The organism is Paenibacillus cineris (assembly GCF_018333335.1).
GTDB classification, from domain to species: Bacteria; Bacillota; Bacilli; order Paenibacillales; family Paenibacillaceae; genus Paenibacillus_AQ; species Paenibacillus_AQ favisporus.
Genome location: NZ_BORU01000001.1, coordinates 2,212,037 through 2,234,355, shown reverse-complemented (window position 1 = coordinate 2,234,355; position 22,319 = coordinate 2,212,037). Strand labels below are relative to the sequence as shown.

General features: G+C 52.6%; 17 protein-coding genes. 2 read left to right on the top strand and 15 right to left on the bottom strand.

Going from position 1 to position 22,319, the window contains the following annotated elements:
- Positions 1 to 64: 64 nt before the first annotated feature.
- From KI379_RS10590 to KI379_RS10580, 3 genes are all read right to left on the bottom strand, one after another.
- The gene (locus KI379_RS10590; RefSeq protein WP_076166777.1) at positions 65 to 556 is read right to left on the bottom strand and encodes an SRPBCC family protein; all 492 of its coding nucleotides are present in this window, start codon (positions 554 to 556) and stop codon (positions 65 to 67) included.
- Between the two features lie 4 nt (positions 557 to 560).
- On the bottom strand, positions 561 to 917 hold the full coding sequence (locus KI379_RS10585; protein ID WP_076166780.1) for an ArsR/SmtB family transcription factor: 357 nt from the start codon (positions 915 to 917) through the stop codon (positions 561 to 563).
- Positions 918 to 1,231: 314 nt separating this feature from the next.
- Positions 1,232 to 2,122, bottom strand: a complete 891-nt coding sequence (locus KI379_RS10580) for a LysR family transcriptional regulator (RefSeq protein ID WP_244879246.1) — start codon at positions 2,120 to 2,122, stop codon at positions 1,232 to 1,234.
- A gap of 149 nt (positions 2,123 to 2,271) precedes the next feature.
- Here KI379_RS10580 and KI379_RS10575 point away from each other — a divergent pair, with 149 nt between their 5' ends.
- Positions 2,272 to 3,495: an MFS transporter gene (locus KI379_RS10575; protein ID WP_244879245.1), complete on the top strand. Its 1,224-nt coding sequence runs from the start codon at positions 2,272 to 2,274 to the stop codon at positions 3,493 to 3,495.
- 113 nt (positions 3,496 to 3,608) lie between these two features.
- Here the strand turns inward: KI379_RS10575 and KI379_RS10570 are convergent, their stop codons facing one another.
- The 11 genes from KI379_RS10570 to KI379_RS10520 form a co-directional block, all read right to left on the bottom strand.
- On the bottom strand, positions 3,609 to 4,886 hold the full coding sequence (locus KI379_RS10570) for a hypothetical protein (RefSeq protein WP_212983519.1): 1,278 nt from the start codon (positions 4,884 to 4,886) through the stop codon (positions 3,609 to 3,611).
- Between the two features lie 117 nt (positions 4,887 to 5,003).
- A complete protein-coding gene (locus KI379_RS10565; protein ID WP_212983518.1) occupies positions 5,004 to 6,278 on the bottom strand; it encodes a hypothetical protein in 1,275 nt (424 codons plus the stop codon).
- A gap of 240 nt (positions 6,279 to 6,518) precedes the next feature.
- The gene (locus KI379_RS10560; protein ID WP_212983517.1) at positions 6,519 to 9,803 is read right to left on the bottom strand and encodes an OmpL47-type beta-barrel domain-containing protein; all 3,285 of its coding nucleotides are present in this window, start codon (positions 9,801 to 9,803) and stop codon (positions 6,519 to 6,521) included.
- 14 nt (positions 9,804 to 9,817) lie between these two features.
- Positions 9,818 to 10,819 (bottom strand): zinc-dependent alcohol dehydrogenase, encoded by a 1,002-nt coding sequence (locus tag KI379_RS10555; RefSeq protein ID WP_089546984.1) that lies wholly within the window; start codon positions 10,817 to 10,819, stop codon positions 9,818 to 9,820.
- Positions 10,820 to 10,837: 18 nt separating this feature from the next.
- Complete coding sequence (locus KI379_RS10550; protein ID WP_212983516.1) at positions 10,838 to 13,102, bottom strand: helix-turn-helix transcriptional regulator; 2,265 nt, start codon at positions 13,100 to 13,102, stop codon at positions 10,838 to 10,840.
- Between the two features lie 43 nt (positions 13,103 to 13,145).
- The gene (locus tag KI379_RS10545; protein WP_145134176.1) at positions 13,146 to 14,009 is read right to left on the bottom strand and encodes a carbohydrate ABC transporter permease; all 864 of its coding nucleotides are present in this window, start codon (positions 14,007 to 14,009) and stop codon (positions 13,146 to 13,148) included.
- Positions 14,003 to 14,932 carry an ABC transporter permease gene (locus tag KI379_RS10540; protein ID WP_212983515.1) on the bottom strand — a complete coding sequence of 310 codons (930 nt, stop codon included), beginning with the start codon at positions 14,930 to 14,932 and terminating at the stop codon, positions 14,003 to 14,005. Before KI379_RS10540 ends, KI379_RS10545 begins: the two co-directional genes overlap by 7 nt.
- Positions 14,933 to 14,954: 22 nt before the next feature.
- Positions 14,955 to 16,577: an extracellular solute-binding protein gene (locus KI379_RS10535; protein WP_212983514.1), complete on the bottom strand. Its 1,623-nt coding sequence runs from the start codon at positions 16,575 to 16,577 to the stop codon at positions 14,955 to 14,957.
- Between the two features lie 264 nt (positions 16,578 to 16,841).
- Positions 16,842 to 17,930, bottom strand: coding sequence for a dihydrodipicolinate synthase family protein (locus KI379_RS10530; protein ID WP_212983513.1), 1,089 nt, complete (start codon positions 17,928 to 17,930; stop codon positions 16,842 to 16,844).
- 1 nt (position 17,931) lies between these two features.
- A complete protein-coding gene (locus KI379_RS10525) occupies positions 17,932 to 18,948 on the bottom strand; it encodes an NAD-dependent epimerase/dehydratase family protein (protein WP_212983512.1) in 1,017 nt (338 codons plus the stop codon).
- Positions 18,949 to 19,113: 165 nt separating this feature from the next.
- Entirely contained in the window at positions 19,114 to 20,031 is a 918-nt protein-coding gene (locus KI379_RS10520; RefSeq protein ID WP_212983511.1) for an alpha/beta hydrolase, read from the bottom strand.
- A 170-nt stretch (positions 20,032 to 20,201) separates the two neighbouring features.
- Between KI379_RS10520 and KI379_RS10515 the strand changes: the two genes are divergently transcribed.
- Positions 20,202 to 20,747, top strand: a complete 546-nt coding sequence (locus KI379_RS10515; RefSeq protein WP_212983510.1) for a TetR/AcrR family transcriptional regulator — start codon at positions 20,202 to 20,204, stop codon at positions 20,745 to 20,747.
- 178 nt (positions 20,748 to 20,925) lie between these two features.
- On the opposite strand, the gene KI379_RS10510 is transcribed toward KI379_RS10515, so the two are convergent.
- The gene (locus KI379_RS10510) at positions 20,926 to 22,311 is read right to left on the bottom strand and encodes a hypothetical protein (RefSeq protein ID WP_244879244.1); all 1,386 of its coding nucleotides are present in this window, start codon (positions 22,309 to 22,311) and stop codon (positions 20,926 to 20,928) included.
- Positions 22,312 to 22,319 lie beyond the last annotated feature (8 nt).

Genomic DNA, 22,319 nt, shown 5'->3' with positions numbered 1-22,319 from the left:
CAGATACGAATCTGGGGCGTATTTTTCTTTTATATACCGTTTCCGGAATATGTGAAAAACATAGTTAAACCAAACTTGCGGCAAGTTTGTCGAGAGACTGGTTCATGCCGGTAACCGCGTTATCGGCCATTGGACCCGGGCTCCAATTGGACTCTCTAATGATCAGCTCGGTTTGATCGCCCTTCGAGATGAAATCAATGACGAAATCGACCACAGCCGGGAAGTCCTCCGGCATGCCGACATCGGAAGGCTTAACTGCGTTTCCTTCCGCATCGGACAGAATCTGCGTAAATTCAAGGCGCTGCTGCGGAACGATTCGTTTGTACACACCTGCGGAGTAATAATCCTGTCCGCCGAAGGATTCCGGCGCCCGCATACAGAACAGGTAGCTTCCCCCTTCGCGAAGATCGATCTTGCACGATGGTGAGCTGAAATGGGCAGGGCCCCACCATTTCATGACCAGACTCGGATCCGTCCAGGCATCCCAGACCAAATCGACCGGATAATCAAACACACGGGTAATGACGAGCTCCTGCTTGCTGGCATGATGATTCATTTATTCATTCTCCTTTATTTTCATGATTCGCCTGATTGGCTTTTCGTTTGGCCATCTCTTCAGCGAGCACGCGGTCCATGGCATTGAGCCTTCCATCCCACTGCTGCCGGATGGCTTGCGCCCAATGCTCGAGTTCTTTGACAGGATCGATGTTCAATGAGTAGATGCGCTGCTGCGCCCTTTTCTCAACCCGGACGAGCTGTGTTTCCCGAAGGATCTTCAAATGCTGCGAAATGGCCTGCGGGCTTACATCAAAACGTTCGTAGATCTGTGTGGCGGATAGTTCGGGATTCCCGGCCAGCAATTCGAGGATGCCGCGACGTGTTGGATCTGCCAGTGCGGAAAACGTATCATTTGCCATAAGATGAAGCTGTCTCCCCTCCCTCTTCTCGAATCCGCCCTGCGGCGGTCTGCCTCTGTGTTGAGCGTTTGTTCATGTAGTTATCTGGATTGTTAAGTTGGTGAACCTAAGGATCATCAGGTAAAAGATGGTTCAGCTCTCTCTGTTGTTATAATAAACCATCTCCTTAATAAAGTAAATACTTAAATAAAAAAATGACCTTGGCTAATCCCAGTCTTGTTTCCTTGAAAAAGGGGCATTGATAAGAGAAAAAGCCTGGACATCCAGGCTTTCAATCTGCTACCTTGTTGTTTTTTTCTCAGAAAAGGAGCATTCTACAGTTCGCCTTGGCCACGAAAATACTCGATAATAAATGAGCGAAACAGGTCGGCGGAAGGAGGAAGCTTCCGGTCCGCGATCCAGGCCAGTCCAATTTCCCTCCGGCAGTAAGGCTCCGTCACGCGCAGCCGCCTGACCTTTCCATGTTCAATACCTGAAAAAGCCGGGATGATCGTAACTCCAAGTCCAGCGGAGACAAGCCCTGCGGCCGTCATAATATCATCGCCTTCAAACCGGATGTTCGGCTCAAAACCGGCTTCACCGCAAAACCGTTCCATCAGCGTCCGGACGCCATAACCCGGCTTAAACGATATAAACGGTTCGCCCGCTACCTCTTCCAGCCGGATGAATTCACGCTTTGCAAGCCGGTGATCTGCAGGCACGTAGACGTACATTTCTTCCTCAACGAGCTTGTGCCAGACAACACCTGGCTCTTCGCCGAACGGACCGATAATGCACAGGTCCACCTCGCTTCGAAGCAACTGCGGCAGAATAACCGTCGTCGGGTTTTGATACAGCGCGAATTCAACGTCCGGGTATTTGCGGTTGAAGCTTGCGATGACATCCGGCAGCATGTGAACGCCGAACGACATCAAAAATGCAATCGAGACCTTGCCAGCAAACGGATCGTGGAACTGCCGGATCTCTTCGATCCCATCCTCAATCTCCTGCATAGCCCGCTCTACCCTAGCCAAAAACAGCTTTCCCGTTTCATTCAGCTGAACGGATCGGCCATGCCGGTCAAACAGCTGTACGCCAAGCTCTTTTTCCAGCTTCGTCATCGACCGGCTTAGCGCCGGCTGGGAAATAGCCAGCTGCTCCGCCGATTTAATGAAATGCTCCAGCCTGGCCACGACGCGGAAGTACTCCAGCTGCTGCCATTCCATGATTGCCAGCCCTCTTTCCAAACCCTCATAACTCAGAGGCATTAATTTGATAATTTTAATTCATTATACAACATAAGCGAACCAGGCGTATACTTAGGGGCGTCACCGAAAGAGTCGTTCACAGAACTTAACAAAGAGAGGCGTTTGCCGTGCAGTACATTCAAATCGGTACCCGTGCCTATTTCCGGGTACTGGTCAGCATGCTGTTGGGCAGTCTGGTCACCTTTGCGATCCTGTACAGCCCGCAGCCTTTGATCGGCACGTTTGCGAAGGAATTCCACGTATCTCCTTCCAGTGCCAGCTTCATCATTTCTTTCTCAACGATTACATTAGCGGTCACCATGCTGTTTGTCTCCCTGCTGTCCAATGCCTGGGGGCGCAGAGGCGTCATGAGCGTGTCGCTGTTCGTTACATCCGTGCTGGCTATGGCTTCTTCGTTCAGCACTAACTTTCATCTGCTGCTGGCTGCCAGGCTGCTCGAAGGCGTCAGCCTTGCGGGCTTTCCGGCCATCGCCATGACTTATCTCAACGAGGAGATCGAACCGCGCAGCATCGGGCAGGTCATGGGATTCTATGTGGCAGGCACTGCGGTAGGCGGTTTTGCCGGAAGGGTTATCATCAGTCTGATCACCGATTTTTTCAATTGGCATATTGCGATGTTTGTTCTAGGCTTGGTCAGCCTTCTATGCAGTGTGATGTTTTGGCTCTACCTGCCCAGATCAAACCACTTCAAACCGGTCAGCATTTCGCTGCACCACTGGGTCGACGGCTTCCGGAACGGATTTGCAAACGCCCGGCTCCTGTGCCTGTACCTGATCGGTTTTCTGCTGCTTGGCGCGTACGTTACGCTGTTTAACTATATCGACTTCCCGCTGTCCCAGCCGCCTTATGAGCTGAGTCAAACGTTGATCGGCTGCCTGTTCGTCTTCCAGTTGATCGGCTCCTGGTCCTCCGTCTGGTTCGGTAAGCTGGCTGACCGGTATTCACGTGCCGGCTTGATTGCCAGCGGCCTGGGCATGCTTCTTGCCGGTGCCCTGCTCATGCTGGCGGGCAACGTGGTCTTTATGATCGCAGGCATGATTCTGTTCGCTTGCGGCTTCTTCGCGGGACACACCGTTGCCAGCGGCTGGGTGGGCAAAGCGGCACCGATGCGCTATAAAGCTTACGCTTCATCCCTTTACCTGCTCTTCTACTACACGGGGTCCAGTCTGGTCGGCTGGTCCGGCGGATTCTTCCTGTCCGGCTTCGGCTGGAACGGGGTGATCGGGATGATCATGGCGTTAATTGTGGTCACCGCGCTGCTGCTTCTGTACGTAAGCCGGTCTTCCCGACAGGAGCGGCACGGCAGCGAAGCCAAGCCAACTGCCCTGTAATCAAACCAACTGTTTTGTAAGCAAATCCAACCGATTGTAATGAAAACGGCATGCCTCCCATGTAGACCACGGGAAAGCATGCCGTTATTTTTATGATAGGGCCGTGGTCTTGCTTACGGATTCCAATTCATCCCCTGGATAGGCAACCCAATCCGCTTCAAAACATTAGATCCAACATAGAGCCGGTCCCCGATCATCATGCTGTCAGCAGCCGTGACCGTCTCGGTTCCTCCCGGACCATTTAGGGTAAAAGAACTGCTGTTTACCTTCCCAGCCACCTTCTGCTGTATCACTTCCAGGCCCGCCTGTTCCATCAGTTCCCGTGCCGGAATCATCGTGCGTCCATTTTGAATAAAGGCAAAACTGAGATATACCACCTTACCGCCAATGATGGCTCTGGCTGTGATCTGGTCATGAATTTGAATATGCGTCACCGGCAAGTTTTGTGGTTGTAAATCGGCAGGGGGCTTGGTCGATTCGTTTGGCATAGGTGCCTGGTAGCTCTGATTCGCCAGGTTGGAAAACTCCTTGAAATCCTGTTCCGTTGCCTGGCGTGCTTTTCCATTGGACAGCGTTATGACTTCGCTCAGACGATTCGGCTGATTATATCTGACAAGTAGTCGTCCACCTTCGACATCATAATAGTCGAGGCTCGCGTAGACAAGATGCTTCCTAATCCCCGTTGCAGGATTTATGATCAAAATTTCATTCATTTTGGCTGAGGAGCTATACTGAACGGCGAGCACACGTCCGTCCGGCATCGAGAAAAATCCTGGACGAAATGGTGCACCATCCACTTCCTTAATCACTCCGTCTCCGGTGCGCAAAAATACACTAAAAAAAGAAGTGGAGTACCAATTCTGCTGTGCGTCCTGACCTATCTCATAATTTTTGATATAATGCAGACCGCTCCGGTTATCCTTACCGCCAATAAAAAACACTCCGGTTGTTCCTGTCTCTTGGGCTGGATCAAATACAGTCGAAAACAGCCCATTCAAATAATCACCGAGACCTTTGCCAATCAAAATCGGCTTCTTCAAACCATAGCTCCAGGTTACGGATATTCCTTCTTCCAGTGCATTCCACTTTCCATTAGGATCGCGGAATACGGTGCGGTTATCATATTGCTCACCGTCATAAGCGGACGCATCGTAATAGGCACGCCCCGTGCCCTTATCATAAAATTCAGCCCTGAAATCCCATTTGAGTTCGGGTGTCTGAGTTGCTTGGGAATTGGAAACTCCTTTACTCTGTGCACGATCCGCTTGTACTGCAGCCGCAGGTGCCTCCTCCGCCTGTACGCTGGGGCTTGGCACCACGGCCGTACCCGCCGCAGTCAGCAGCGCTGCAAACAACAATGAAGCCTTCCGTTTGTGCTTCTTGTTCATCATTGATTTTCTCCTTTCACTATGTAATTCCTAGTTTTTCGGTTGGAGTAACCATTAGTTGGATCTATGATCATCCCTTGTTCCAAAGATGAACCAATTTCCAAATCCGCCCTCATCTAATTAGGGATTCCAATTCATCCCCTGCACCGGCAACCCAATCCGCTTCAAGATATCAGAGCCAATAAAGAGCTGGCCGCCGATCATCATAGGGTCAGTTGGCGTTAAACTTTCGCTCCCCCCAGGTCCTTTCAAGGTAAAGGATGTGCCCCCCGCTTTTCCAGACAGCTTCGTTTGCTTAACCTCCAGGCCTGTCTGCTCCGCCAATTCGCGAACGGGGAACAGAGTCCGGCCGTTTTGGACAAAAGCAAGGGATAAATTCACCGCACGACCGCCAATCGCAGCTCGGACCAAGATTTGATCTTGAGTTTGGACCGATGTCACCGGCAAATCCTGTGGCTGCAAATCAGTCGAGGGCACAGTAGTAGAGTCGGGCATCTTAACGCGATTACCTTCGGCTATGCTGATGCTCTCAAATTCTTTCCAATCCTGTTCAGTGGCCGGGCGCTGCTTACCGTCGGCTAGCGTATACACGATGCTTGGATTTCCCGTTTTATTGAGGGTGATGAGAAGCCGCCCCCCTTTTGCGTCATAGTATTCTGGTCGGCCATATGTCAGGTGCTTCTTCTTCCCCGTTTCGGTGTTGATGATCAGTATTTCATCCGGTTTATGGGGAACGCTGTACTGAACCGCAAGCGCATTTCCGTCCGGCATCGGCTTAAAACGCAGACGGTTAGGCACGCGCTCGATCTCGCGGATCACTCCGGAACGGGTTCGAAGGAGCAGGCTGAAATCGGAAGCAGTATACTCCTTTCCCTGCGTGTCCTGCCGCTTGTAATAGTTTTTTACGTAACGAAATCCATGCTGGAGGTCCGAGCCGCCTGCAAAATATACCCCTCTCGTCGCAGTCTCCTTGGATGGGTCGTATACGGTCGAGTAGAGCCCTTCCATAGGATCACCGTATTTTGTCCTGTCCACGACCGGTGTTTCCAATGTGTAGTCCCGATGTATCGTTACTCCTTCTGCAAACGCATGCCACTCCCCCTTCGGATCCAGATAGATGGTGCGACTGCTCATTTGGTCGGCGGTGGCGGAGTAGTAGGAATAACCGGTTGCCTGATCGTAAAACGAAGGGCTAAATTTCCATTTGATTGCCGCCTTCTGGGCAGGTACCTGCGCCGCCTGTCCAGTTGCGGATGGGTTCTGAAGGCTCAGAACCTTAGCCGGAACTGCTAAATCCTCTGCCGCCACAAGCGGGCTGGGTATCACCGTGGCTCCCAAAATCGTCAGCATCACGGCAGACCGTGCTACGGTGCCAAAGTGGCGCTTTTTATCCATAACTATTTCATCTCCCTGCCCCTTGTATCAAATATGTATCCTCTTTGTCCGGTTTTCGATCCGGATCAAACTACATGTTAAACGCTTTTTTGTTTGGGAAAGTTGCCGATTTTTGCAAACACTGGTAACCTCGCCGGTTCTAAAGATTCGGAATCGTTCAGAAAAGGAAAAGGAGCCTGCGCTTGCTCGCAGACTCCTCATTCGACGTCGCTTAACACGACTATTCTTTTCGATATCTTTCTATTTCAGCGTTTTCACCCACTTCAGCAGCACCGCTGCCTGATCCGCCGTCAGCTTCTTGCCGCTTTGGGCGGTAACCTCCTGCTCGAACGCGGACAGCTGTCCCTGCACCGCCTGAGCCTGATCACGTCCGGCCGAAGCCTTGGCCGCCAGCAGCTTCGCGTTCAGCGACTCGGCAAAGTCGGCATCCGTAGGCAGGAACGAACGCACAAGCATGCCCAGACTGTCGTACGTTGCCGTAACTTCGAATGAAAACTCCTTTGTGCTTTCATTGCCTGCGGCATCTTTAGCCGAAGCCGTGATCACATTGATGCCGGGCTCCAGCTCATATGCGAGTCGGTCTGTCCCGATGCACGGTTCCGATGTGACACCGGATAAGCTGTCGGACGCCGCGCACTGAATGGACACCTTCTGATCTACCGTATAGGCTGCTTCCCCGGTAAACGTAATTTCAGGCGCCGTTTTATCGATCTTGACCGTAAGCTCCCGCGCTTCCTCCTTGTTGCCGGCCTGGTCCTCGGCCGAATAGGTCACCGTGGTGACTCCTTCGGCAGTCACGTTGAAGGATGCGGATGCTCCTTCCACTCGAACCGGTTCAAGCAAACCCGCTCCGCTGGCCGCATAAGTTATGGCGGCCACGCCGCTGCCCTCGTCCTCCGCCTGGATTTGCACGGATGCGTCACGGTTCAGCCAGCCGCTCTCGCCTGCAGCGGGCGATACCTCGGCCGCAGACACAGGCGCTGCCTGATCCACCGGTTCAGGCGTCCCTTCAACGGACAGGGAGAAGTCGTCATAATATGCCGACGCCATGTTGTAGCGGCTGACCACTGCGATCAAGCGGGCGTAGGCCGCATTGTTGGGAGCTGTGCCGTTCAGCGTCACGGTCTGCCACTGGGCCAGCCGGCTCTCGTCCAGATGGATCTCCTGCGTAGCCAGCGTTTGATTGCTGCTGTCAAAGAAGCGCAGCATCGTTCCCGGCTGTCCCGACTCGATATACACCTGGACTTTGGACGTGTATTTCTTGCCTGGTTCGACGGTGATCTTATCGCTCTGCAAGGCGACGGATCCCGTACGGGTATTATCCGTCAGCTTCAGGCTGGCACTGCCGGTGGAGCTCCGGTCCGTGCTGACCGCGTAGCTCAAATCGGAACTGGCTGCAAACAAGGGCGTCCATCCTGGGATCGCAGTGCCGCTCATGGCATCCTCAAATCCCGGATTTTTAACCGGAAGCGGAATGCCAGGTGGCTGCTCGACAATTTCCCCATCGACCTCAATCCGGTACATGATCGTATTCGTGGCATTGTCGGTAAAGTAGATGTCGCCGTCCTTGCCGAGCTCGAACCGGGCGGCATTGGTAATCGTGCGCGATTCCAGCGTTTGCGGATCAATGACCGTCAGTTTGTTGTTGAACAAAACGTACATCAGGCCGTCTTCCGACCAGCGGATCGTGTGATGAGCCCACTGCGTATAGCTAACGCCAGACTGCACCTTTTTGCTCTTTACAACCTGATACGTATTTGGATCCAGCGCAAATACGTATTCATACGCCGCGCCCCAGATCAGTCCGTCCGGACCTACGCTCAAATCCCCGATGAAGACCGGTTTATCGAGTCCGGCGATCCGCAGCGGGAATTCTGTGATCTTCTGCTCGGTCTGGGTGTCCCATACGAATATTTTCGCTTCATCCGCCGATGGCTCCGAACCGAGTCCCCCGCGAATCGTCGTCGATCCGAACAATTTGCAGTCTTTATAGGCAAGGCTCAGGACGCTTTGATCCTGCACGACGTTGCGGTGAACGCGGCTGTCCCCCGTAGCGGGATCATATACCGTAACCGATCCGCCAAGGGTACCGTAACCCGGGATGGTCGCGATATAGAGCTTGCCGCCTCCCGATGTCATATTCACCAGGCGTTCCTGCCCATTTTCCAGGACGAACGTCTTCTTCGGGTTTTCTGTCCCCGGCGGCTTGGTCATGTCGTATTCGAACAGCGCTCCTTCAGGATAGACGCCCATATACATTTTATCGCCGAGCGGATACACGCTGTCCGCCTGACCAATGGAGAATGCCGAGGAAGTCAGGGTATTCGGGTCGATAATCGAACCCCGGCTCGTTTGTACCCCGGTGACGAACAGATTCCCGTCCGGAGCAGACTGGATCCGGTTCACCACGCCCGGCAAACCCGGAACGACGGATGGCATCAGGTGCACTTGCTTGGTCTCGATGTTCATGATCGCCACTCCGCCGTCATAGCGGACGGTAACCAGGTTTTTACCCGGGAGGTCGGGGTTGTTCGGAAACTCTACCCAATCGGCTCCCCGGAATCCGCTGTTGTACTCCATTCCTGTTTCACTGACTTCATGCGTGGAAAGATCGAAGGTCTTCAATTTTTTGTCGGACATAAAATAAATTTTACCGTCCAAGGAATCGGTCTCGTGCAGTCCGGTCACGTTGTCCAGCACCGTATCGAGCCAGGAACCGGTTTGTGTATCATAAATGTACGCCGGACCCGGCACACCACTGCCATCCGTATAACGGGCGAACAGGTAGCGGTTGTCGATGGTGTCCAAATCGTATACCGTATCGTCCCCCTCCGGAACATTCAGTGACGCGGCAATGTCCGTCTTCTCGCCGGTCTCCAGGTTAACGCGGACAATCTGATGATGCGCCGTTCCCGCATAAATGTTACCGCCCTGATATGCGATGGAGCGGACATATTCTTGGGCAATGTTACCGATCACGCGGCCATAGTCCTTCGTTTGACCGGTGGCTGGATCGTACTGAATCACCTTGCCTCCAGGATACGTACCGACGTATACCCGGCCCGCCTCATCCGTTGTGATACAGATTGGCCACGATTCGCCGGCAAAGGAGGCGGCCTGTTCAACGGTATGCGTCACCGGAGAATATTTCCACAACCTGGCCCCGCTGCCGTCGGCCGCGACGTACAGCGTGCCGTCCGGCGCAACCGTATGCGCCCATGAACTCTCCGAGGGCGGGATCGGAATGCTGCGCAGCAGCTTGTAATCCTCCAGGTCAATGACATTCAGCTGGCCTGGTTTCCCTTTAGACACGGTATACATGACCGGCCGTCCTTCTTCATAGCCTACGGTCCCGTTAAAAATCGAAACGGTGTAGTTCAGCGGCGGCAGCAGCTCTTCCGGGCTGCCATACACTTTCTGCGACAGACGGCTGTCTTCCGCCTTTGCCGTGCCGCTGCCCCCCATTCCAGTCCAGCCTGTTAACAATACAACACATGCCAATAGTGCAAACCATGACTTTCGCATTCACACATCCTCCTTCAGGATTCGTATTCGAGAATCGTTCCCAGACAATCCGTAGGATTCAAATAGTTGGCGTAAGCCGCTTCCGCTTCACCTAGCGGGTAGCGGTGCGATATGAGCGGCAGTACCGATATCCGTCCTTCTGCGAGGAGGCGGACGTATTCCGCTACATTTCTGCCCTCGGTCCACCGCACATAACCGATCGGATAATCCCGGTTATCCTTCTCATATCCGCTGTCATATCTGCCGGGTCCGCCGGCCCGGGAGATGAGCACCTGTGCCTCCTTGCCGAACATCTGACCACGGGAAAACGTAGTGGTCAAGTCACCGACAACCACGATATTGCCGCGGTCGCGAATCCAGGTGAGCGACCGGTTGATCAGCTCCTCCCCCGGCCCCCCTGCGCACAAGATGACACTGTCCGCCCCATGGCCGTCCGTGAGGATCTGCAACTGCTCCTCAAGCTGTTCATGCCGGTTATACGCATGACGGATTCCTTGTTCCTGCAGCATCAGTACGCGCTGCGCGTTCAAATCGAGCGCTGCGACGCGAACTGCAGCCGCTGAAGCGATTTGGGCAATGATCTGGCCCAGAATGCCAAGTCCTACGACCACCGCCGACTCCCCGAACCGCAGATCCGCCGTCCGCAGGGCATGAATGGCTATCGCCCCAAGGCCCGCAAAAGCGGCTTCCTCCGGCAGGACGTGGTCCGGTACCGCGGCCACCAAATTGGACGGAACCGTGAGACGTTCCGCATGCCGGACGTAAGGGGCTCCATAGCAGGCCACCCTTTGACCGGGCAGCAGGCCGGTCACGCCTTCGCCGATTTCCTCGACGATGCCGGCCGCGCTGTACCCGAGCAGGGACGGATGATCGCCTCCCTTTTTCAGAAAAGACAGCTCCGTGCCGGGACTAATGGCCGAATATTCGGTCCGGATCCGGACATGCCCCCTCTCCAGAGGCAGGTCTTCCGTATCCGTGACTACAATGCTTCCTCGTAATGCGGCAACGGCTTTCATGACGATGGTTCGCTCCTTCTACCCCTCCCCCGCCATTTTCCGGTATTCGCTGGGAGAGATGCCGTAGTATTTTTTGAACGTCGTGGTAAAGGTTGACGCGTTCATGTACCCCGTCTTTTCCCCGATTTCCGATATGTTGTAATCGGTGTTCTTCAGAAATTCGCGGGCGTGCGCCAGCCGCACCTTGTTCAGGTATTCGACGTAGTTGATGCCGAACGTTTTCTTGAAATAATTCGAAAAGTATTTCGGGCTCGTATCCAGCACCTCCGCCATATGGTCGAGGTACAGGTTGTTCATATAATGAAGTTCGATGTACTGCGAAATAAAGGCAGGATTCAGCTTGCTTTTCGGCTCGCCGCCGCGGCTGCCGGCAACCTTCTTCACCACTTCCAGGAGCGCCTCCGTGATTTCGCGGTGATCATATGCCTGCTCTACCCGCCGGATGAACCGGGACTCCAGCTGCATCAGTTCCTGATCGCCTTCCGCCGTAGCTTTGGCCGGCTTGATCAGATAGAGGAACATGCTTTTGGCCACATGGGCCAGATGGTAATGATGAATGTTCCGGCGTGCATTTTCGTGAATAATGTCCGTCACGATTTGGATGCTCTCCTCGGTCAGTCCGGCCGTCAGGCAGCGGGCCAAATGATCCATTTTCTCCAGTGGAAAATAAACGTCACCCACATACTGTACCGCCGCGGTATCGATCACGGTCTGCGCCTCATCCTGTACGTTCCGGTAAAGCATCCCGTTCAAGATGTCCTGATAAGCGGACAGAAGATTCGGGACATGAGCCTCATAATCCTTGCTGACAAAGGAACGGAGCACATATCCAGGCAGCACATCGCGGTTCGCTTCCTGAATGAAGGTAGCCCAGCCGGATATCACCGTCTGCCGGTCGCCGCCTTGCGGTATGCCCAGCAGGATAAGAAACTGCATCTCCCGCTGGTGAAACACTGCCGTATAGCCCGTACCCGCCATGCTGCCAAGTTCCTTGCGCAGCAGCTCAGTCATTTGCCGGGGCTCCATCGCGGGATGAGAACGATCCCCCTTCTGGGAAAGCCTCAAATCAAGGGATGCCATCACAAAGCTGCGGTCCCGGAAGAAAAACGGCTCATACTTGAGCACATCCCGCGCGATGTCGCTGGAGCGTTGGCTTTCCAGCACCCGAAAGAACGCGTTCCTGCACATATCGGCCTCGGCTCTCTCCATCCGCTGCCTTAGCGCCTCGTTCTCGCGCTGGACTTTGACGATGCCGCTGTAGATTTTCCGAAAGTCATTCCCTTTGACGCGGCCCTCTCCGAACAGCTGAAGAATGCCTTTGACCGGCAGGTACAGATAGACGCTGAGCAGCCCTGACAGCAGCACCGCGCTCACAATGGCGATCACCATAATGATCCGGCTGCCGCTGGCCACGGTATCGATATTCTGGAATTGATAAGGCATCTTATCAATGTAAATGAAATCGTTATAATCCGACTGGTACACATGATACTCGAAGTCACCGCGGGTCAGCGAGTCTTCCTGAGACTGGTTAAAATAGACGTCGTTCAGCACTTCGACAAGGTCCCAGTTTTTTTCCGTGCTGAGCACGATTTTCCGGTCGCCGTCCAGCACGATCATGGACGATCCCGGAATCATGGAGGACATGTTCACATGCTGCAGCAGCTTTTCCGCATTGATCAGAATAATCACGTTTTTATCCGACAGCTTGTATTTGTTGCCGTCCATGACGGCGATGAGCTGCCGGCTTTGCGGTTTGGACCCTTCCGTCTGCATCATGTAATCGGAAGAAGGAAATACCGTAAACGGACGTTTGGATTTGGAAAAGCTGCGCCAGTACGAGGCATTGTACGTATCGTGCCTGTACTTGTTCTGGAAGAGCAGCTTCATGTCGCTCGTTCCATTAGCCGTAATGGCCAGATCCTGGTTGTCGTAAAAAACGATGACATCTTCGATATAATCGACAGAAGAAATCAGCGATGCCAGATTATCCTGCAAATTATAGACCTGCGCCATATCCATGCGGCCGCCGTCTCCGGATTTGACCGGATCAAATGGCAGTCCGTGGATCGTAAAAATCAGGTTGTTGACCGTCGTAAAGCTGCTGTCGAACGCCTGGATGATATTTTTAACGACGAGCCGATTGTTTTGCGTAACTTTGTCATAGATGCCGGAAATGGATTTTTTGTAAACGACATAGCTTGATGCAGACATGATCATGATGACTAACAGCAGAGAGCAGAAGATTTGCAGTAGTCCCCGGTTTGCAAGCAGCCGATTCATTGGCGTCACCTCTCATGATGACAACTATTCCACATCCGTCCGCTTAACCCTTCTCGGAACCTAACATGACCCCTTTGGCAAAATACTTTTGGGCAAAAGGATAGATCAGCAGCACCGGAATCATCGACAGCACGATTGTGGCGTTCTTGACCGCCTGCGGTGCGAGGGCCGCCCGGTCCACGAGTCCGGCATCATTTTCGCTGTTAAAAATGAGCATATCGCGCAGAACCACCTGAAGCGGATACATCTCCTTGTCGTTCAAATAAATGAGCGGAAGGAAGAAGCTGTTCCAGTGGCCCATGAAAAAGAACAGGCCGATGGATGCCAGCGCCGGCTTGGAAAGCGGAATGACGATACTGAACAGAATCCGCGTCTCCGATGCGCCGTCGATGAGGGCTGCCTCACGGATCTGCGACGACATATTTTCATAGAAGCTCTTCAGTATGATCAGCTCCATCGTCCAGATCGCGTTTGGCAGCACAAGCGACCAGACCGTATCTGTCAGTCCCAGCTTCTGAACGACGATGTATGTGGGGATAATGCCGGGATTGAGAAACATCGTGACAATGATCCCCAGCATGAACACCCTCCGCCCGAAGAAATTGGGCTGGGACAGCGGATACGCAGCCACCGCCGTAAACAGCAGATTGATGAAGGTACCCAATGCCGTATAGTAAATGGAATTCAGATAAGCTCTGGGAATCGTGTTGTTGCTCAGCACTTCTTTGTAGGCATCGAGATTAAAGCCTTTGGGAAACAGGAATACCTTGCCCTGAATGACCGAAGCCGTGTCGCTGAACGAAATGACCGTGATGTAGAGCACCGGATAGAGCGTCGCAACCGCGATGCAGGCCAGGATCAGGGCGTTGACGATGCTGAAGACCGATATTTTGCGTTCTCCTACCATAGCCCTTTCCCTCCGATCTTCCGGCTGATTGCGTTTGCGCCAAGGAGCATCGTCATGGCCACCAGCGCTTCAAACATGCCGACCGCGGCTGCATAGCTGTAATTGGATTCGAGCAGTCCTTTCCGGTACACATATGTCGAGAAGACGTCGGCCACGTTGTAGGTCATCGGATTGTACAGCAGCAGTACCTTTTCGTAGCCGATTCGGATCATCGAGCCTGTTTTCAGGATGAACATAATGAGCATCGTCGGCATGAGACCTGGAATCGTAATGTGCCGGATCATGTGAAACCGGGATGCGCCGTCAACACGGGCCGCTTCATACAGCGTCGGATTGATTCCCGCAATCGCGGCCAGGTAGATGATCGACTCGTAGCCGATCGTGCCCCAGATCTCGGAGATCACATAGATCGGACGGAACCAGGCGGGATCGACGAGAAAGTACTTTTTCTCAAAGCCGAACGCAGCCAGCAGCTGGTTCAGCAGTCCGTTCGTCGGCGACAGGAAATCGATGATCATGCTGCTGATAATGACGACTGACAAAAACGCCGGCAGGTAACTGAGCGTCTGCACCGATTTTTTAAACCACTTGGTCCGGACCTCGTTCAGCAGGATCGCCAGCAGAATCGGAAACGGAAAGCCGAAGATCAGCGTGTAAAATCCGAGCAGCAGCGTATTGCGGAACAGCATCCAAAAGTCCTGATTGCTGAAAAATTTAATAAAATGCTTCAGGCCGACCCAATCGCTGCCCATCACCCCGGAGAATACGCTGTAGTCCTTAAAAGCGATAATCAAGCCGTACAGGGGACCGTAGCGAAAAATGATATAAAAGAGAATACACGGGATAAAGAGCAGCAGCAGTTCACGGTCCCGCCGGATGTGCTTCAGCGTTTCGGTCAAACGTCCCTTGTTCGGTTTCTTCATAAGTCTTCAAATCCTCATTGATTTATTTCGCCGCGTCGTAACGTTTTTGGGCATCATTATAAATTTTCATCAGGTCGTCCAGGCCCTGCTTGGCGATTTGCTTCTTGAAATTTTCGAACTGTGCGTCGCCGTAAGATTTATCCAGAATATATTTGGCGTTGAATTCCTCCGCCGCTTTCTGAAGCGACGTCTGCAGCTCCGCCATCGTGGAAATTTCATCATCGGTGAAGTTCAGGATCGGATCCATCGGTTCTCTCTTGTCCTCTTTCATGATTTTGTCCTGGGCTTCCTGTTCTTTTTCGGAGAACTTATAGTACACGCTGCGTTTATCCGGTCTGAGGTAAGCTCCTTCCAGCCACATGCCGTAGCGGTCTTCCAGCACGCCGATATCGACAAGCGGGAGATCCTTGAGCTCCGGATACACCGGACGGCCGTCCTGCCCCCATTCGAAGTTGACGCCCTCCACACCGACGGTCATCAGCTCGCCGCCCGAAGGACTGGTGAGGTAATCGAGAAGTTTAAGCGCCGCTTCCTTGTTCTTGTTGTTGGCGACCGCAATGCTGAAGTCGGATACTTTCGGAAGGGTTCTGACATGGCCCGTTGGGCCGACCGGGTTGGCGTATCTTAAATCATAATCCGGATTTTTGTCCTTCACCTGGTTGTAGAACAAGTCGAGTCTGCCGATCCAATCCCAGGTCACAAACGATTTGTCGGTCGTCATTTTCGTCGTCCAGGAATCCTGCGTATCCGTCAGGAACTCGGGATCCATCAGCCCTTCGTTGTACAGCTTTTTCATAAAATCAAGCATATCCTTGTGCTCCGGCTGAACCGTCGCATATTTCCACGTTCCGTCCTTTTCGTCGTAATACGCCGGATAGTTGTCGCCATTGCCGATGCCCCATCCGAAGGACCAATCTCTGAAGATGTTGGCCAAACCTTTGGAAGCATACGGATAAGAATCCGGGTAAATTTCCTTGAGCTTCTTCAGAGCCTGGTAGAATTCTTCTGTATTTGTCCATTCCTTGATGCCGTTCTTGTCAAAAATGTCTTTCCGGTACAGGAAGCCGTGATTGACATCCCGGTTAAGGTCGTAGATGGGCCACGTATAAATGTTGCCTTTTTCGTCGCCAAACGATTTAATGACCCAGTTGTTTTCCTGCAAATACAATTTGGAGAAGTTCGGCAGCATGTCGGCATATTCGTTGATCGCGACTACGCCTTTTTGTTGGCCGATTTTTTTCAGTTCAGCCGGCTTCAGCCCGATGAAAATGTCCGGAAGTTTGCCGGAGGCCACCACAACCTTCAATTTGTCCTGATACGTTTGCGGGGAATACGTTTGGAACTCGACCTTGATCCCCGTACGCTTCTCCAGCTCCTGGACGATCAGCTTGTCGTCGCCGATTTTGGCCGAGTTGCTCGACAACATAAATTTAATCGTCGTCGGCTTATCAACCAGCGGCAGCTTTAATCCGCCGGTGTCGCCATACTGCTCGGTGCTACTTCCGGCTCCGGCGCCTCCGGTTGTTGCAGGTTCCGCTGCAGGTGCTGCTCCTTCATTGGAAGTTTTGCTTCCACCGCTGCAAGCGCTGAGTACGAAGATGAGCATCGTGACTGCCGCAACCATACAGATCCACTTCTTTGCCATACTCTTTCCTCCTTCATGTTTTGGGGCTCATCTTGGGGGGTGATACGATTTTCGGTGTTCGTGATTCACCGGTAATCCCATCATAAAAACGCTTCCACCTGCGGTAAACAGCGTGATTTCCTTGAGCTTGGAATTTACCGAACCACGAGCACCGAAATGGCTAAAAATGCTGCTGCATCAAGCTTTTGAGCGGTGTGGAAAATGCTAAATCGGTAGAAATATATCAAATTCTCCGCTTTCGGGATGTCAGGTTTTTATCATTTTCTACGCGTGATTGGATTTCGTTTCCAGCCACAGGTTCAGTTGCTCGCGGACAAAATCGTCGTCGTTCAAATGGGGATAATCCCGATATATCCGGTCGATTTCTTCCGCCTGCCCAGGAGAAAGCGTCTCTTCCGAATTCAGGCACCAGATCCCTCGCATCAGCCCCTGCCTCCGCAGCACTTCGTGAATGCCCGGAATACAACCGGCGAATTGGTGGGCGGGATCGAAAAATGCAGCATTGGTGTCGGTCACTTCCACATTCCGTCTCAGCCATTCTTCCGAAATGGTGCCTCCATCGCGAACCTGCTTGATTTCCTCCAGCAGCTCTACGGCTTTCCGCGTCCATACCGCCCAATGGCCGAGCAGTCCGCCGACAACCTTCTTCTCCACGAGCTCACCGTCCACCCGGAACCGGTAAGTCGTGAGTAGATCAACAATGATGTTGTCGTCGTTGCCCGTGTACAGGGCGATTTCGTCGCGGCGGCTGGAATAACAGACGGCCCTGGCAACATCGAGGGTTTGATACCGGTTAAACGGCGCCATCTTGATGGCGACGACGTTGGGAATTTCGGCGAATTCCCGCCAGAAGTCAAAGCTGAAAATTCGCCCGCCCACGGAGGGTTGGAGATAGAAACCGATGACGGGTATCCTTTGAGCCACTTCCCGTGTGCGCTGCAGCAGCTCTTCCTCGCTCCAATTCGCTAGTCCTCCCATGCTGAGCAGACCTGCATCATAGCCGAGCTTCCGCGCAGTTTCCGCCTCCCTGAGCGCTTGGGCGGTCGGACCGCATATGCCAGCCACCAAAATGAAGGGGCGCTGAAGCTGTGCGCGCTGGACCTCCTCGGCTGCCATCCGAAGGACAGGCTCGAACAAATCGACGCCGGGGTCCCGGATTTCAAACTGGGTGGAATGGACGCCTACGGCGATTCCTCCTGCGCCTGAATCTATATAGTAACGCGTCAATGCCCGCTGATGCCGCTCATCCAGCTTCCGGTTTTCATCCAGTGCCAGAGGGTGGGCCGGGATGACCAGGCCGTCGTGCAGCGCTGCGATTTGCTCTGCGGTTAGCGAATGCTCCGGATTTTTCATATCAGAACTTCCCCTTTCTTTCCTGAAAATGCGTAGGTTTGCTCCATGTCGCCCCTCCCTGCCGAACCCAGTCCGCGATCCAGTCGATCATTTGCAGGAGGGATACCCGCGGATAGCTGAACAGCTGATGGGACTTCGACGCGTTGCTGAGCAGCGCAGTATCCGCCTCCGTCCCCGTAAACACCGCTTCTTTGCCTAAACGGCGCGCCAACTCTTCCGCCGCCCAGCGGATCGACATCGTTTCCGGTCCCGTCACGTTGATGATCTGCGGCGGGTTGGCGCATTGGGTCAGGCAGCGCAGCGCCATTTCGTTCGCATCCCCCTGCCAAATGACATTGGCGTAGCCCATCGTCACATCGACCGGCCTTCCTTCGTTGACGGACTTCGCCAGCTCCAACAACACGCCGTACCGCATGTCGATCGCATAGTTCAGCCGGTAAATCGCCATCGGCGTACCATTCTGATGTGAGAAATACTCGAAGATCCGCTCCCTGCCGAGGCAGGACTGCGCATATTCTCCGACCGGTTCCGGTGGAGTATGCTCACTGGCTCCACCGCTGGCGACCGGGGTGAAGGGATACACGTTGCCGGAAGAAAACACAACGATCCTGGAATCGCGGTATTTCTCGGCGACCCTGCCGGGCAAATAGCTGTTCATCGCCCATGTAAAATGCTCCCTTCCCGTCGTTCCGAATTTATGTCCGGCCATGAAAATGACGTTCGGCACGTCGGGCAGCTGCCGGAGCTCCTGATCGTTCAGCAAATCGCACGAAATCGTAGTCACCCCGGCATCCTCCAGTTCCTTGCGGGTCTCTTCATTCGAGAAGCGCGATACCCCGATGACCTTCTTGTTCATGCCGCCCATTCGTATCGCATTCGCGGCCAGTCTGGCAAGACTCGGCCCCATTTTGCCACCAACGCCCAGTACGAGAATATCCCCTTCGACAGACATGAGGTCGGCAATGAGCGCTTCAGACGGCTGGGCCAGCCGTGCTTCCAATTCAGCTACACTTTTCATCCTTGTTCTTCCTCCCATTCAATCGTTTTCCACTTCATCATAAAGACTCGGCCTATATAAAGACAAATCTTTTAATTGTCTTTAAATTAGCGGGATTCTGGCGTAAAAAAAAGCGATACAGGTTCATTGCCTGTACCGCTAAGGTTCTGAATATTTAGCTGTTTGCTAAAGATTTTCTTTATAGAAGGCACCTAATTTTTCAACGGCTTTATTCACTGCCTCTGGTCTGTCGTACAGGTCATAGTGGCTTGCCCCTTCAATAACGAACAGATCTTTTTTCTCTGAAGCTGCTCGGTTATAAAGCTCGTGGCCATCCTTATATGATCCAAACGCTCCTTGCACACCACCGACAATGATTTGCAAAGGTTGAGTCAGTAAAGTTTCTGCCAAATGGAAAGCATCAAAGGCAATGATTGAATCAACACTGGTGAATTTCAATTTGTTTGGAGAGTTAGGGCTCTGACCTCTTGGTGTTCTATAGTAATCAACCGCTTGTACAAGATCCAGTTCAGTCATTCCCGCTTCTTCTCTTTCAGCATGACTGTCAGGAATCCATTGAATAACCAGAGGCTCGGCTCCACGTGCTTCGGCCGTACGTTGCAGGGCAACCTGCTCTAACATTTGGATTGGATCGTTTTCACGATATCCTCGACCTATATTCGCAACGGAAACTGCACCTACAGCTTTGATGCGCCGTTCTGTCATCGAAGCATTTACAGCATACCCGCCTCCTGCACAAATGCCTAACACGCCAATACGATCTTCATCGACATCATCCAGAGTCGTTAAGTAATCAACCGCAGACCGGATATCCTCAACACGTGAAGCCGGGTATTCAGCATAACGAGGCTCGCCATCGCTTTCTCCTTGATAGGATGCATCGAATACAATCGTTACGTACCCAAGCTCAGCAAGTTTCTCCGCATAAATGCCCGCCGTTTGTTCTTTACAGCTGCTGCCCGGATGAACGCAAACTATAGCTGGATTTTGTTTCTTGTCTTCAGCAAGTTCAGGTACATTTAAAATCGCGGCTATTTGCAGCCCATGTGCATGAAATTTCACATTCCTTTTGGTGACTGTCACCGTTAAAACCACCTTTATTCATATTTAATATACACTTGTGCGTATTAATCACCTCGTGTATATTTACTTTAAAATAAGGGGTCTGTTGATTCAATGACCACATCGCGCAATATGCGTGTTAATACACAAGTTGTTTTCATTGTGTACTATTAATGAAGGAGGACTGCTGCATGGTTAAAATAGATCGAAGAATTTTAAAGTCTCGGGAAGCTATTCAATCGACTTTTTTGCAAATGTTACTTCAGGAAGGGTTTGACGAAATTACGGTTAAAAAACTTACGGAAAAAGCTGACATTGGCCGAAAAACATTCTACCTGCATTATACTGATAAATATGATTTGTTAGACAAGATGGTGGACGACCATATAGCACAATTGCGAGTAATATGTGATCAAAAACAAGACATCGGGCTTATCGAAGGTTCGATATTATGGTTTTCTTATTTTGAGCAGCATAAACCATTTTTTGCAGCATTGTTTAAAAGTGAAGGTGCCTCAACATTTCGCAAAAAGCTATTGTCTTTTACTATGGCGGAGATAGACAAAAAACTTAATGAGGATTCGCTTCCGATTATTGATAAGCATATTTTTTTGAAGTTTTTAGGAACGGCAACCATGGGAGTTTTGGAATCCTACGTATTAGAAGAATTAGACAGTGATATTGAAGCTGTAGCAACGCAAGTTGTGCAGCTATATAAAACGCAGTTAACAGGCTAACAAGATCGTTCATATGGTCAAATACGCTACCTTGGCATCCCCAAACAAAAAGGAGAATCTTCTTTAAAAGATTCCCCGCAGATAAAATCATTTATCGTTCTGGTGTTCGTTAGGCATTCAATCTTCTTTCTCGTTTAGAGAAAGCTTATTGATCTCATAACCATTTTCTCGAAAAAATTCAATCAGGCGCGTCTCCTGCTTCAGGCGAAGTCCTGTCCAAACAGATAAACCTGAATATTTGCCGCGGCCGCCCGCGCGGCACCTTCTCCATGCCGGCAATGGCCACCAGCCCATGATCGATCCACTGCAGCAGCAGCCGATGCGCGCTTCGTACCGTAATGCCGAGCAATGACGCCAGCTCATGGACCTTATAATCGGTTTGGCCGTACTTGGCCCGGTTATGAAGCAGCCGGCTCAAATACGCGCTGGTCATGCCGGCATCCACCGCATGCTTCATCAGCTCCGCATCGGTGAAAGACAGCACCTCCCGGACCGGATCGGCCATCTCGAGCGGTCCGATCAGCGTCTCGTCCTCCCTGACGATAAAACAGGCATTCCCTCCTGCCTCCTTCGCCTTCCGCATCGCGGTTCGGGCATGGGTGCCGGCCAGACTGGCCGAACGGCCGAAGCCGATCCCGATGCTCAGCGAGATGCCGTGCGTCGTATTCACATCTTTGGCCAGCGGAATCGTCTTGTATCCGCCGCTTTCACGTTCGAAGATGCCCCGCGTCGTAAAAAATAGGTATTCGTCCCCGCCCTGGTGGGCCAGAAATCCGTCCAGCGATTCCACATAGTCGAGCACCATGCGGTGGATGTCCAGCTTCAGCTTCTGGACCTCATGCTCATTGCTCCGCTGCATGGCTACGCGTTCGAAATGGTCGACGTTGATCATCCCGACGACGATTTGGGACTCTTTGCTGCGCCGGGTCTCCGTTGACAGAAGCGCCCGCTCGAGCGCGACGACGATGTCTTGATCGGAGGGAAGCAGCCACTCGGAAGGGATGCCCCTTTCCTCCAAGCGCTGAGCCACTGCCTGCTGTCCTGTAAAAACGACGGAGCATCCGCCGGACTCAAATCCGGCTTGATGGAATGCAATCAGCTTATCCGGCGACGCATATACCGGGCCGTCATACACGTTCCACCGTTCATCCGTCATCCCTAAATCCCTGCACGCTCTGCGAACCATCGTTTCGGTGAGCGTATCCACCGAGATTCCCCGGTCAAGCAGGCCGCGCTGATGCGCCGCGAACAGCGCCTTATAGAGGCCCGCATCGGTTAACGGTACGTAATGGGCTGGAACGGTTACCCGTGGGTTTTCCTTGACCTTCCTATGAGACAACGGGTCGGACAGGAGCAGCACCTCCGTCTCACTGGCTAACCGTTCCGCCAGCATTGACGCCTCCGCCGCATCCTCAAATACCCGGGGAACGGCTTCAAAAGAAGGAAACGTCTCGATCACGCGCAGGATCTGTTCAACCAAACGTTTAGGCCCGATGATTCCGATCGGGATCTGATGAGCGGCCTGCAGACGTTGATAAAAATGATTCTCCTGGTTAGCTGGCAATTCTTGTC

Coding starts and splice junctions, on each gene's coding strand:
- KI379_RS10590 (WP_076166777.1), bottom strand. CDS start 556: ATGAATCATCATGCCAGCAAGCAGGAGCTCGTCATTACCCGTGTGTTT.
- KI379_RS10585 (WP_076166780.1), bottom strand. CDS start 917: ATGGCAAATGATACGTTTTCCGCACTGGCAGATCCAACACGTCGCGGC.
- KI379_RS10580 (WP_244879246.1), bottom strand. CDS start 2,122: ATGGAATGGCAGCAGCTGGAGTACTTCCGCGTCGTGGCCAGGCTGGAG.
- KI379_RS10570 (WP_212983519.1), bottom strand. CDS start 4,886: ATGATGAACAAGAAGCACAAACGGAAGGCTTCATTGTTGTTTGCAGCG.
- KI379_RS10565 (WP_212983518.1), bottom strand. CDS start 6,278: ATGGATAAAAAGCGCCACTTTGGCACCGTAGCACGGTCTGCCGTGATG.
- KI379_RS10560 (WP_212983517.1), bottom strand. CDS start 9,803: ATGCGAAAGTCATGGTTTGCACTATTGGCATGTGTTGTATTGTTAACA.
- KI379_RS10555 (WP_089546984.1), bottom strand. CDS start 10,819: ATGAAAGCCGTTGCCGCATTACGAGGAAGCATTGTAGTCACGGATACG.
- KI379_RS10550 (WP_212983516.1), bottom strand. CDS start 13,102: ATGAATCGGCTGCTTGCAAACCGGGGACTACTGCAAATCTTCTGCTCT.
- KI379_RS10545 (WP_145134176.1), bottom strand. CDS start 14,009: ATGGTAGGAGAACGCAAAATATCGGTCTTCAGCATCGTCAACGCCCTG.
- KI379_RS10540 (WP_212983515.1), bottom strand. CDS start 14,932: ATGAAGAAACCGAACAAGGGACGTTTGACCGAAACGCTGAAGCACATC.
- KI379_RS10535 (WP_212983514.1), bottom strand. CDS start 16,577: ATGGCAAAGAAGTGGATCTGTATGGTTGCGGCAGTCACGATGCTCATC.
- KI379_RS10530 (WP_212983513.1), bottom strand. CDS start 17,930: ATGAAAAATCCGGAGCATTCGCTAACCGCAGAGCAAATCGCAGCGCTG.
- KI379_RS10525 (WP_212983512.1), bottom strand. CDS start 18,948: ATGAAAAGTGTAGCTGAATTGGAAGCACGGCTGGCCCAGCCGTCTGAA.
- KI379_RS10515 (WP_212983510.1), top strand. CDS start 20,202: ATGGTTAAAATAGATCGAAGAATTTTAAAGTCTCGGGAAGCTATTCAA.